The sequence below is a fragment of the Coprococcus sp. TF11-13 genome, assembly GCF_003481085.1.
GTDB lineage: Bacteria > Bacillota > Clostridia > Lachnospirales > Lachnospiraceae > Coprococcus > Coprococcus aceti.
Window position 1 is genome coordinate 937,889 of record NZ_QUKK01000001.1, and the last position, 12,631, is coordinate 950,519.

General features: G+C 46.5%; 10 protein-coding genes. 2 read left to right on the plus strand and 8 right to left on the minus strand.

The annotated features are described in order from the left end of the window. Window positions 1-24: 24 nt before the first annotated feature. From def to glgA, 8 genes are all read right to left on the minus strand, one after another. Complete coding sequence (gene def / locus DXD11_RS04120; RefSeq protein ID WP_117549071.1) at window positions 25-492, minus strand: peptide deformylase; 468 nt, start codon at window positions 490-492, stop codon at window positions 25-27. A 20-nt stretch (window positions 493-512) separates the two neighbouring features. Then, on the minus strand, window positions 513-2,771 hold the full coding sequence (gene priA, locus DXD11_RS04125; RefSeq protein WP_117549072.1) for a replication restart helicase PriA: 2,259 nt from the start codon (window positions 2,769-2,771) through the stop codon (window positions 513-515). Beyond that, the gene (locus tag DXD11_RS04130; RefSeq protein WP_117549073.1) at window positions 2,740-4,293 is read right to left on the minus strand and encodes a UDP-N-acetylmuramoyl-L-alanyl-D-glutamate--2,6-diaminopimelate ligase; all 1,554 of its coding nucleotides are present in this window, start codon (window positions 4,291-4,293) and stop codon (window positions 2,740-2,742) included. Before DXD11_RS04130 ends, priA begins: the two co-directional genes overlap by 32 nt. A 137-nt stretch (window positions 4,294-4,430) precedes the next feature. Next, the gene (gene rpoZ, locus DXD11_RS04135) at window positions 4,431-4,670 is read right to left on the minus strand and encodes a DNA-directed RNA polymerase subunit omega (protein ID WP_015534811.1); all 240 of its coding nucleotides are present in this window, start codon (window positions 4,668-4,670) and stop codon (window positions 4,431-4,433) included. A gap of 77 nt (window positions 4,671-4,747) precedes the next feature. Next, a complete protein-coding gene (gene gmk / locus DXD11_RS04140) occupies window positions 4,748-5,386 on the minus strand; it encodes a guanylate kinase (RefSeq protein ID WP_117549074.1) in 639 nt (212 codons plus the stop codon). A 27-nt stretch (window positions 5,387-5,413) separates the two neighbouring features. Continuing rightward, on the minus strand, window positions 5,414-6,292 hold the full coding sequence (locus tag DXD11_RS04145) for a YicC/YloC family endoribonuclease (RefSeq protein ID WP_117549075.1): 879 nt from the start codon (window positions 6,290-6,292) through the stop codon (window positions 5,414-5,416). Window positions 6,293-6,387: 95 nt separating this feature from the next. Then, a complete protein-coding gene (locus tag DXD11_RS04150; protein WP_117549458.1) occupies window positions 6,388-8,133 on the minus strand; it encodes an Rqc2 family fibronectin-binding protein in 1,746 nt (581 codons plus the stop codon). A gap of 94 nt (window positions 8,134-8,227) precedes the next feature. Next, window positions 8,228-9,664, minus strand: a complete 1,437-nt coding sequence (gene glgA / locus DXD11_RS04155; RefSeq protein ID WP_055224132.1) for a glycogen synthase GlgA — start codon at window positions 9,662-9,664, stop codon at window positions 8,228-8,230. Between the two features lie 183 nt (window positions 9,665-9,847). Here glgA and DXD11_RS04160 point away from each other — a divergent pair, with 183 nt between their 5' ends. Together DXD11_RS04160 and htpG are read left to right on the plus strand one after the other, a co-directional pair. Continuing rightward, complete coding sequence (locus DXD11_RS04160; RefSeq protein WP_117549076.1) at window positions 9,848-10,345, plus strand: DUF5721 family protein; 498 nt, start codon at window positions 9,848-9,850, stop codon at window positions 10,343-10,345. A 251-nt stretch (window positions 10,346-10,596) separates the two neighbouring features. Then, window positions 10,597-12,564, plus strand: a complete 1,968-nt coding sequence (gene htpG, locus DXD11_RS04165; RefSeq protein WP_117549077.1) for a molecular chaperone HtpG — start codon at window positions 10,597-10,599, stop codon at window positions 12,562-12,564. Window positions 12,565-12,631 lie beyond the last annotated feature (67 nt).

A 12,631-nucleotide genomic window follows, 5' to 3' on the forward strand; every position in this document is an offset into this window, starting at 1 on the left:
TCCTTGTTATAGGTTAAGTATCTCTTAATTCTGCTCTACCTCGTGAAGGCCATCCTCGACAAGATCCTTGTAAAGCTTTCCGTCAAGATGATCAAGCTCGTGGCAGATAGCTCTCGCCAGAAGTCCCTCTCCCTCGACTGTAAACTCCTCCATATTATCGTCAAATGCCTTGCATATTACATGCATAGGTCTTGTGACTGTTCCAAATTTTCCAGGAAGGCTGAGACATCCCTCCTCACCAGTCTGCTCTCCATCTGATTCTGTTATCACAGGATTTATAAGACAGAGTGGATTGTCATCGCCGACATCGATAACAACTATCCTCTTGAGGATTCCAACCTGAGGTGCGGCAAGTCCAACTCCATTTGCCTCATACATGGTATCAAACATATCATCTATGAGTGTAAGTGTTCTGTCATCCATCTTCTCAACCGGTCTGCACACCTTTCTGAGTATGTCATCTCCGTCATATCTTATATTTCTTATCGCCATGTCCACAAATCTCCTTTTCACTAATACATATTTACCGGATTCAGGTCAAAGAATACGCTCACATCGTTCTCTCCGTTCTCCTTAAGCCATTCCTCGACATAATCCTTGACATCCACCAGCATCCTGTAATCCCGGTGTTTTATATACAACACCCGCCTGTACACATCCTTTATCTTTGATATGGCCGGTTCCGAAGGACCGATCACAGACAGATGTCCTGCATTTATATATTTTCCCCTTATAAGAGAATACATCCTATCCATTATATTGGCAAGCTGTTCTTCGTCCATGCCCGTGCCCATTATGACCATCATATTCCACTCCGGCGGATACCTCATGAGTGATCTGTACGCCTCCTCGATATCGTAGAATGCCCTGTAATTCTGGGACGCTGCCGCAGTTATGGCGTAGTTGTCCGGCTTGTAGGTCTGTATCACAACCTTTCCGGGCACATCACCCCTTCCGGCTCTTCCCGCAGCCTGGGTCAGCAGGTCAAATGTCCTCTCACCGGCTCTGTAGTCTCCGCTGAACAGTGTGAGATCCGCCAGCAGCACACCCACAAGTGTCACTCTGGAAAAGTCATGTCCCTTGACTATCATCTGGGTTCCAATGAGTATGTCCGCATCGCCTCTTCCGAAGCTCTCAAGTATCTGCTCATGAGAATTCTTCTTCGAGGTCGTATCCCTGTCCATCCTTAAAGTCCTGGCCTCCGGGAACAACCTGTGTACCTCCTGCTCGACCTTCTCGGTTCCGACTCCATAGCCTCCTATGAGCTTTGAACCGCACGCCGGACATTTGTCCGGCTCCGGCATTCTGAATCCGCAGTAGTGGCACACAAGCATGCCCTTCTGTGTATTATTTCCAGAGTGCAGTGCCATGGACACGTCACAGTGCGGACATTTCACTGCCTCTCCGCAGCTCCTGCAGGATACAAAGCTGTTATATCCCCGCTTGTTGATGAACAGTATGATCTGTTCCCGCTTGCTGAGCCTGTCCGCTATATCATTTGCAAGCTCGTCGCTTATTATGGATCTGTTGCCCCGGTGGAGTTCATCCCTGAGATCTACTATGCTTGTCTCTGCCATGACTCTGCCCTCAACACGGCTGTCCATGGTCCACAGCCTGTACTCACCCGCCAGTGCACGCTTGTAGCTCTCCACGGAAGGAGTTGCGGAACCGAGTATGACACTCGCCCCCTCAAGCCTTGCACGTTCTATGGCAGTCTCCCTTGCGTGATATTTTGGCGGGCTGTCACTCTTATAGCTGCTCTCATGCTCCTCATCTATTATTATAAGTCCCAGCTTCTCAAATGGGGTAAACAGCGCAGACCTCGGGCCTATCACCACATCCACATCGCCCTTCCTTGCGCGCTCAAACTGATCATACTTCTCCCCGCTGCTGAGCTTTGAGTTGACCATGGTCACACGGTCACCAAAGTATCTGGAGAAATATGTCAGTGTCTGATACGTGAGTGCTATCTCAGGTATCAGCACGATCGCCTGTCTGCCCGCGCGGACGACTTCACGGATACACCTCACATACACCTCAGTCTTGCCGCTTCCCGTCACGCCATGAAGAAGATATGTCCTGTGTATACCCTGATCTGCATCACTTACGAAATCATCGACTATCCTCTGCTGGTCACTGTTAAGCTCTATATCAGGAGCCTCAAATGCCTGCTGCCTCACCGCGTCAGACACCACATCCCGGTATCTGCTGTCCTCAACGATACGAACGACACCTTCGTCCTCCATGGCCTTAACCGCCTGATGTGACACATTCAAAGTCCCGGTGGCCTCCGTCATTGGGAGCTCATGTCTCACCATAAGCTCGCGGAGGAGCCTGAGCTTTGCCCTGGCATTCTTCTTCATATATCTGTATTCCCATGTGTCCACATCCTCGCATGAAAGGACAACATATCTGACCACCACGGACTTAACCGTTTTTTTCACCGGCATCACCGTCTGGATGGCATTTATCATGGTGGAGCCGTAGTTCTCCTTTATCCACGCCGCAAGGGCAAGGAGCCTTCCCGGAGCTGCCACGCCGTCCTCGCACAGAGAATCTATAGACTTTATCCTGCTCTCATCATATTCCGTGGAATCCGATATCCCTATGACATAGCCTTTTCTCAGATTATTTCCCTTGCCAAATGGAATGTTGACCTGACTTCCTATCTGTATCCTGCCGGCAATATCGTCAGGAATAGCATATTGAAATGTTCTGTCTATCGCCTCATGGGATATATCAATTATCACATCTGCGTACAATCCCCGCATTTTTCTCCTCCAATATCTGCCGTATCATTTCTCTCTCGTCCATTTGTGTCCTGCGTCCCTCTATATCCTGATATGTCTCATGGCCTTTGCCGGCCAGAAGGACTATATCATCCCTGTCCGAAATCTCCAGAGCGTATCTTATAGCATCCAGACGGCTGCATATCTTTACATATTCTCCTCCGCCCTCGAGAACCCCGGTCTCAATATCCGTCATTATCGCCTCCGGGGATTCAAACCTCGGGTTATCACTTGTTATGACCGTCATATCCGCCAGCCTGCCCGACACAAATCCCATGCCTTTTCTGCGCCCGGCTGATCTGTTGCCGCCGCATCCGAACAGACATATAAGCCTCTTCGGCCTGTACTGTCTGAGGGTGGTCAGTACATTTTCCAGGCTCACGGCATTGTGGGCATAATCGATGAATATCCTTGCGTATCCCGGAATCTCCACCGGCTCGAGTCTGCCCCTCACCTTCATATCCGACTGCGAATCCTGCATTACCTCCATCGGTATCCCGATGATCCCGCAAGTGGTTACCGCAGCAAGAGAATTGTACACATTGAACTCTCCCGGTATGCCAACAGTCATGTAAGTGCTCTCCCCGTCCGTTCTCTCACACTCATAGCCTATCCCCATAACTCTATGGAGAATGAGCCTGTGTATCGCTCCCGCCATACACACATTGCCATCCCCGGCTGCAGTGTGATTCCTCACACCATAATATACCACTTCAGCCCCTGCATTCACAGCCTCGGCAGCAATACACCCAGAATACATGTCATCTGCATTTATCACCGCAGTCTTACACTTTGAGAACAGGCTTCTCTTCCATCTCCCATACTCGGCAAATGTGCGGTGTTCATTCCGCCCAATGTGATCCGGAGCAAGATTTGTATATACGCATATATCAAATTCTACCCCTGACACACGGCCGTGCATAAGCCCCTGTGACGATACCTCCATGACGCAGTATTCCGCACCATTTGCCACCATGTCTGCAAGCTTGCGATGGAGATATATCGTTCCCGGAGTGGTGTTCACAGATGGTATCTTCCGGATACAGTCATCGATCTCTATGGTTCCCACAAGACCGGTTCTACGCCCCCATCTGTCCAGCATAGACTTTATCATACATGCGACCGTGGTCTTTCCCTTTGTCCCGGTCACACCTATAACCTTCATACTTCGTGACGGAAAATTCCAGAAATTATTACATATCATTCCTATACCGTGGCGATAGTCATACAGTCTCACGATCAGTACACAATCGGTATCCCCCCAGCGTCCGGCTGACCGCTCCGCAGGTATGCCGATATCATCTGTCATGACTATACACGCTGCGCCCCTTGCCACGGCATCATCTATATAGCGATGTCCATCTGTTCTCGCACCTCTCCGGCACACAAAAAGAGTTCCCTGTGTGACATCTCTGGAATCATCTGCCAGATCCGTAATCTGACAGTCAATGTCCCCTGCCAGGATCTCATAGACCGTGCCTTTTAGAACATCTGACGCCCTCATGATACACCTCCCGTCGACATATTCCTGTTTATTTAGAATATGCCACATCCGGCACAGTTGTGTATCAGAAAAATAGGAGGCTGTGCTAAAAGCTCCAACCTCCATTCTTCTCACTTACCGCTATATATTCCGGTCTGTTAATCCTCGTCTGCTCCGACGATCTTTACCTTTCCATGGTAAACTTCATCTACAGCGATGGATAATGGCTTCTTCTTTGGGTCTGCTGCCACCATAGGCTCCTGGCCATCAATGATCTCTCTTGCTCTCTTTGCTGTTGCAAGAACGATTGAATATCTGCTGTTTACTACAGGCTGCTCACCTGGCTCAACCTCTGCATTTACTACTGACATTAAGTCTGTGTATGATGGATGTAACATGATATTATATCCCCTTTCTTATATGATTATTGAAATATTCTTCTAAACTGCTGTCCACTGTTATCCAGTCTAATTTATCAGAGTTTCTTTATCTCTGCAAGCTCTTCTTTTATTCCGGCTATATATCCAAGCTGATTATCTCTTCTGCAGCCATAGCTTCTGATGACTGAATCCACGGTGTGTATACACTCGTCCAGATCATCGTTGACTATGATGTAGTCGTACTTGTCCATGTCCTCAGCTTCCTCTGTGGCCTTTCGGAGTCTCTTGATTATGGTCTCCTCCGACTCTGTTCCTCTTCCTGCCAGTCTGCTCTTAAGCTCGCTTATGCTTGGAGCTGATATAAATATGAGAAGCGCATCAGGGAACTGCTTCTTGACATTGAGTGCACCCATGACCTCTATCTCGAGTATGACGTCCTTGCCATCAGCAAGCTTCTCCTCAACATACTTCTTTGGAGTTCCATAATAATTCTCTACATACTGTGTCCACTCGATAAATCCGCCGTAGTCAATGAGATTCTCAAAATCCTTGCGATCCATGAAATAATACTCTCTTCCATCGACCTCACCCTCTCTCGGTGATCTTGTCGTCGCCGACACTGAAAGGTTATATCCAAAATCCGACACAAGTCTCTTGACAACTGTGCCCTTTCCAACTCCTGAAAAACCGGATATGACTATGAGCGATCCACGCTTTGTACTCTTATCTGCCATCATCATTACCTCTAAAAATTATGTATTCTATTCCAGATTCTGTATCTGCTCTCTGACCTTCTCTATGTCAGTCTTGAGCTGTATCGCCTTGTCTGACACATCAAGTGAATTGGCCTTTGAAAGTATCGTGTTCGCCTCTCTGTTCATCTCCTGTGCGATGAAATCCAGCTTCCTGCCGACGCTTCCGCCATCCTCCAGAATCTTCTTCGTGCTGCTGATATGGCTCTTAAGCCTTACAGTCTCCTCGTCCACACATATCTTGTCCGCATATATAACGACCTCTGTGGCGATCCTGTTCTCATCTATAACAGGATTGTCAAGAACCTCTGTGATCTTGTCCGTGAGCTTGCGTCTGTACTCCTCCACAAGTTCAGGTGATATCTCCTCTATATAATCAACGGCAGCTCTCATTCCGTCAAGCTTGTCGATCATGTCCTTCTTAAGGTTCTCTCCCTCTGTTATCCTCGACTGCACGAACACCTTCGCAGCCTCGTCAAGGGATGTCTCTATTATCTTCCACAGCTCATCCTGGTCAACCGCCTGCTCCTCAACCGTGAACACGTCAGGGAAGCCTCCAAGCTGTGCAGGTGTTATGCTGTTCTCAATTCCAAAATCCTTGGACATCTCCTCGAAATATCCCATGTACTTCTCGGCAACGTCCTTGTTGTACTTCAGCTTGACATTGTCATCCGAGAAATCCTCGTATGTGATGAACACGTCAACCTTTCCTCTCTCAATATATTTTTTGAGATATGTTCTTATGTTTGTCTCAAAGAAGCTTATCTTCTTTGGGAGCTTTATATTGATGTCGCAGAATCTGTGATTGACTGACTTCATCTCTACAACTATCTTGTATGCATCAGTCACCCTCTCGCTGCGGCCAAATCCTGTCATGCTTTTTACCATATCTGTCTCCTAATATTCCCAGGTTATATGTTGTTTTCAATTACCTGATAACAGATAATATATTATACTTCACACCTGTTTAAAAATCAAATTATTTATTGTACTTCCTCTATTCCCGCAATCCTCGGCTCTGCGATCATCGAGTAATTCGTATGATATATTACAAATCCAGGCTTTGCCCCCGCAGGCTTTTTGATATTTCTGCGCTCGGTATAGTCTATCTCCACCTTCGGTGCCGTCCTTCCAGACGAATAATACGCTGCAAGTCTTGCCGCCTCCTCATATGTAGAATCAGGAAGTTCTCCCGCACCCTCAAGTCTCACGATGACATGGGAACCCGGCATCTTCTTAGCATGGAACCACATATCCCCACCATTTGCGAATTTAAATGTGAGCTCATCGTTCTGGATATTATTCTTGCCCACATACATATGGAATCCATCGCTGGATATGTAGTGCAGCGGTTTCGACTTTGCCTTTTTCCTGTCGCCCTTGCGTCCGTAATGTCCCTTTACATATCCGCAGGCTACGAGCTCCTCCTTGACCTGTGCCAGTGAATTCTCATCTATCGCCATATCAAGGAACGTCTGTACCGACTGAAGATGCTCCAGCTCACTCTTCGTCTCGACAGTGAGCTGTGTAAGTGCCTCATAAGTCCTCTTGAGCTTGTTGTATCTCGCAAAATATCTCTTGGAGTTATCCATAACAGATATGGTCTTGTCAAGCGGGATCTTTATCATCTCGTTAGTATAGTAGTTGAGAGCCTCAAAACTGTCCGCTCCCTGTTCTATATTGTAACCATATGTGTTGATCAGTTCTCCGTACACACGGTACTTTTCCCTGGATTCAGTGTCCTTTAACTGAGCGAGCTGCAGGTCGTATTTCTTGCTCGTTCTCTCAATGGCATTCGAGACGATCTTTCTGAGATCCGATGACTTCTGTCTTATCCTTGTGACCGCACTCTTTCTGTAGAAATACTCATCAAGCACCTTTGAAATGTCATCCCTTGATTCTATGGTCTTGTCGCTGTACATCGACAGATGCACCGACGAGAACTCCACTGGAGTGTAACCGTCCAGTATGATTTCAGGAGTATAGTTCCCGTTCCTTATATCAGATACTATCCCGGCAAATTCATCATAAAGCCTTGCGACATCCGCCTCGCTCATGCTGTCCACAGGCATGTTGCCGTCAAGTCCTGCCCTGTAGGTTATCTCACTCGCCACAACCGGTGAAAATCCGGTTATGTTCTGGTATATCGCCTTTATGATATTCGTAGGGCTCGAGCTCACACGCTCTATGAAGTCCCCGCGCTCTATCTCAAGCGGGGATACCTTTCCTCCCGCCGGAGGATACTCATAAGTCCTGCCCGGAAGAACCTCCCTCACTGAGCTCACCATATGGGATATATGCTTTATGCTGTCGATGATGACATTCTCATCCGTGGCAAATATGATATTGCTGTGCTTACCCATGATCTCTATGATGAGTTTCTTTCTCTTTAGATCTCCAAGCTCGTCCAGATGCTCGATGACCATGACAACTATTCTCTCAAAGCCCGGCTGATACACATCAACTATCCTTCCGTTGTTGATATGCTTCCTGAGGAGCATACAGAAATTCGGCGCTGTCATAGGATTCTCCTTGGCGGACTGCTGAAAGTATATAAGCGGGAGGCTTGCATCCGCAGACATGAGCAGCCTGTAATTCTCCCTGTTATTCTTTATTACTATGTTGAGCTCGTCCTTCTCCGGCTGATATATCTTATATATCCTTCCGTCGATGAGCTTCTCCTTCATGTCTCTTACCACATTGGATATCACTATTCCGTCAAACGCCATATCTGTCTCTCCTATATCCCTGAAAAAAGGCAGAAAATGCAAATTCATTCTCTGCCTCTTCCATATCTACTACCACATTACTGCTATCCTGATCCTACAGTGAATTGTAGAGATCCTTATATATATTCGCTGAGTTGTACCATGAGTAATCCTGTCTCATGCCACGCTCCTGGATTCCATACCATGCCTCTTTGTTGTTATAGTACACTTCCTTTGCATAGTTTATGGCATTGAGGAGCTCATATGCATCATAATTAGCAAATGAGAATCCTGTTCCTGTACCCTCGAACTGATTATAAGCCTCAACAGTATCTGCAAGACCACCTGTCTCTCTTACTACTGGAACTGTGCCATATCTGAGTGCCATGAGCTGTGTGAGTCCACATGGCTCAAATCTTGAAGGCACGAGCATCACATCGCAGCCTGCATACATCTTATGAGATCTCTCATCTGAATAATAGATGTTCGCTGATACCTTTGCAGGATGTATTCCCTGATAATACTTGAACATGTTCTCGTACTTGCCGTCACCGGTTCCGAGGACGATGAACTGTACTCCGTCACAGCATATATCGTTCATGATCCTGTCAACCAGATCAAGACCCTTCTGGTCTGTGAGTCTGGATATGATTCCTATTACAAACTGATTCTCATCCTGAGGAAGTCCACATTCCTTCTGCAGTTCGATCTTGTTGATCTTCTTGAGCTGTCTGAAGTTATCCACGCTGTAGTTCTTATATACCTGTGGATCTGTTGCAGGATTCCATACCTCGTAATCTATACCGTTGACAATGCCCCAGAGTGACTGCCATCTGGCACTTAAGAGCCCGTCAAGTCCCTCTCCATAATATGGAGTCTGTATCTCCTTGGCATATGTGTTACTTACCGTTGTTATCTTATCTGCATATACAAGTCCGCCCTTGAGCATGGCAGCATCCTTCTGGATCTCCAGCTTGTCCGGTGTAAATACATAATCAGGGAGCCCTGAATACTCCTGAATGGTCTTTATATCCCACTTGCCCTGGAACTGGAGATTATGAATAGTCATAACAGACTTCATGCTTGTATAGAACATATCTCCTGCAAACAGAGTCTTGAGATATACAGGCACAAGTCCTGCCTGCCAGTCATGACAGTGAAGTATATCCGGCTGGAAACCGATCGATGGAAGGATCGAAAGCGCTGCCTTTGAGAAATAACAGAACTTCTCGATATCCCACTTTACATCACCATAAGGTGTAAATCCGTTAAAGTAATACTCGTTATCTATGAAATATACCTTGACACCCTCATACTCCAGATACATAACGCCAACATAATCATTCTTGTAACCGATGTCCATATAAAAATGCGTTATATACTGCATCTTCTCCCTGTACTTGTTCGGAATACAGAGATAATTCGGCATGATGACTCTCACATCATACTCGTTCTTATCAAATATCTTTGGCAGTGTTCCAACTACATCCGCAAGACCACCCGTCTTTATAAATGGCACACACTCTGATGCTATATATGCAACCTTCTTCATCAAATAAACCCTCCATGACATTTAGACATTAAATCCTTGTATATTATATCACACGGGTATCCATAATTCAATAAATCAGTGTATCTATATTGTTGCATTTGCCACATTCCGCTGATATACTTTTAGCATGCAGCCGCACGCAGATACGGCTGCGATCACAATCCAGAAAACAGGAGATTTTCAATGTTAGACATCACCATCACCGAGACCAGGGACTTCGTGAAGAAGCTTCTGATGGACAATACATTTGACCGTTTTCTCGCCATGGAGGCATTTGTAAAAAGCGGGATAACATACAGCTTTGACGGAAGGGTAAACAAGGATTTCTATGACAAGGAGGAGCTGGAGCTCATGGCTTCCACATCCTACGCCTCATGGGAGTCCATAAAACCACATGTATATAATGTTATAAGAGGAAAGAAGCTGCCACTGAGCTTCAAGATAGTGCTCGTGCTCTCCCAGCCGGACATCATGGATATGCTTGAGAAGAACCATCTCACCATACCGGTATCCGGTGTGGCAAATCTCACCTTGAACGTCTACTATGACGGCATGAGCATACAACTCACATCCATGGCGACCCAGAACATATTCACCATGGATAAGACCCTTGAGCATGTGTGGGATGCGGAGATCAGGGATTTCCTTAAGACTGCCGGAATATATTTCACCGAAAGCTGATTTTTTGAAGAAATTTAATATGATTTTTGAAGATCCGGCACCTCATCTGATGCCGGATTTTTTTACGCGCCGCCCCCTGTTAGCACTCATTTTGTCTGAGTGCTAATTTTTTCTTGACTTTAGTTCCCAGCTGATTTATCATACCTTTTAGCCTGATGTGTCAGTGTACATTTCTATTAAGATTGAACACAGATCGAGGATGACACATCTTTCATTGAAAACCATTATATTTTAAGGAGATGTATACAATTATGAAGAACGGAAATTTATCGATCAACAGTGAAAACATTTTCCCTGTCATCAAGAAGTGGCTGTATTCAGACCACGATATATTTGTCAGGGAGCTTATATCAAACGGCTGTGATGCCGTGACAAAGCTTAAGAAGCTGTCTCTCATGGGCGAATTTGACGAGCCGGATGAGCCATATCGTATAGATGTGACCACAAGTGCCAATGACAAGACCATCACATTTACCGATAACGGTATCGGTATGACTGAGGAGGAGGTTGAGAAATATATCAACCAGATCGCTTTCTCAGGAGCCGAGGCATTCCTTGAGCAGTACAAGGACAAGGCAACAGAGGAACAGATCATCGGCCACTTCGGACTGGGCTTCTACTCCGCATTCATGGTTGCCGACAAGGTCACCATCGAGACAAAGTCATACAAGGACGGCGAGGACGCTGTATACTGGGAGTGCGAGGACGGCCTTGAGTACTCCATGAAGAAGTGCATTAAGGCTGACCGAGGTACTACCATCACCCTTTATCTGAACGAGGACAGCTATGAATTTGCAAATGAATACAGGATCAAGGAGGTCATCGACAAGTATTGTTCGTTCATGCCTGTTGAGATCTACTACACCAACGCAGACGAGCCACAGGAAGATCCTAAGGATGCTACTGTAGACGTGGATGCAAAGGAAGTCAGCGACACAGCAGATAATGCTGAGGGCAGCACTGACAGCAAAGGCCCAGACGCAGACGATATAAAGACCGAGGAGAAGAAGCCTGAAGCTCCTAAGCCACTCAACACCACTACCCCACTGTGGGCAAAGCATCCAAACGACTGCACCGACGAGGAATACAAGGAGTTCTACAGAAAGGTATTCCACGACTACAAGGAGCCTCTGTTCTGGATACACCTGAACATGGACTACCCATTCAACCTGAAAGGTATCCTGTACTTCCCTAAGATCAATACACAGTATGACAACCTTGAGGGAACGATCAAGCTGTACAACAACCAGGTATTCGTCGCCGACAATATCAAGGAAGTAATTCCTGAGTTCCTCATGCTCTTAAAGGGATGTATCGACTGTCCTGATCTCCCACTGAACGTATCACGTAGTGCGCTTCAGAATGACGGATTTGTCAAAAAGATCTCAGACTACATCACCAAGAAGGTTGCAGACAAGCTGTCCGGCATGTACAAGACACACAGAGAGGACTACGAGAAGTACTGGGATGACATCAACCCATTTATCAAGTTTGGTTGTCTGAAGGATCTCAAGTTCCTCGACAAGATGAAGGACTTCTGCATCTACAAGAACCTCGAGGGCAAATATATAACTCTCCCTGAGTATCTTGAGGCAGGAAAAGAAAAGTACGAGAACAAGGTATTCTATGTAACCGACGAGCAGGCTCAGTCACAGTACATCAACATGTTCAAGGCTGAGGGCATGGACGCTCTGATCATGACACAGACCATAGACAGCCCATTCATCACTCTGCTTGAGCAGAAGAACGAGAATGTTCACTTCTACAGAATAGACGCTGAGCTCTCTGACAACTTTGTCGGCGAGGAGCTCTCAGAGGAGACTGCAAAGGAATACAAGGATAAGCTCACAGCTACATTTGAGAAGGCTCTCGACATGAAGAACCTGAATGTAAAGGTTGAATCCCTGAAGGACGAGAACACATCTTCTATCCTCACCCAGCCTGAGGAGACAAGACGTATGCAGGAAATGATGAAGATGTACGGCATGGCCGGTATGGATCCATCAATGTTCGGTCAGGGCGAGGGCGAGACACTCATCCTGAACAGCAACAACAAGCTTGTTAAATACGTTCTGGACAACCCTGACAGCGACAACACAGCTACGATCTGCTGCCAGTTATATGATCTGGCCGTACTTGCCAACCGTCCACTGTCAGCAGAGGCAATGACCAAGTTCATCGCAAGAAGCAACGAGATCCTTGGAATACTTACAAAGTAATATAATCTGTCTGCCGGTTTACGGCAGCAGATCCTAATGGATAACTAACACAACAAAAAGCAGCAGC

Bases quoted from the DNA above. Each gene is read 5' to 3' on its own strand.
- def (WP_117549071.1), bottom strand. From the start codon at position 492: ATGGCGATAAGAAATATAAGATATGACGGAGATGACATACTCAGAAAG.
- priA (WP_117549072.1), bottom strand. From the start codon at position 2,771: ATGCGGGGATTGTACGCAGATGTGATAATTGATATATCCCATGAGGCG.
- DXD11_RS04130 (WP_117549073.1), bottom strand. From the start codon at position 4,293: ATGAGGGCGTCAGATGTTCTAAAAGGCACGGTCTATGAGATCCTGGCA.
- rpoZ (WP_015534811.1), bottom strand. From the start codon at position 4,670: ATGTTACATCCATCATACACAGACTTAATGTCAGTAGTAAATGCAGAG.
- gmk (WP_117549074.1), bottom strand. From the start codon at position 5,386: ATGGCAGATAAGAGTACAAAGCGTGGATCGCTCATAGTCATATCCGGT.
- DXD11_RS04145 (WP_117549075.1), bottom strand. From the start codon at position 6,292: ATGGTAAAAAGCATGACAGGATTTGGCCGCAGCGAGAGGGTGACTGAT.
- DXD11_RS04150 (WP_117549458.1), bottom strand. From the start codon at position 8,133: ATGGCGTTTGACGGAATAGTGATATCCAATGTGGTAAGAGACATGAAG.
- glgA (WP_055224132.1), bottom strand. From the start codon at position 9,664: ATGAAGAAGGTTGCATATATAGCATCAGAGTGTGTGCCATTTATAAAG.
- DXD11_RS04160 (WP_117549076.1), top strand. From the start codon at position 9,848: ATGTTAGACATCACCATCACCGAGACCAGGGACTTCGTGAAGAAGCTT.
- htpG (WP_117549077.1), top strand. From the start codon at position 10,597: ATGAAGAACGGAAATTTATCGATCAACAGTGAAAACATTTTCCCTGTC.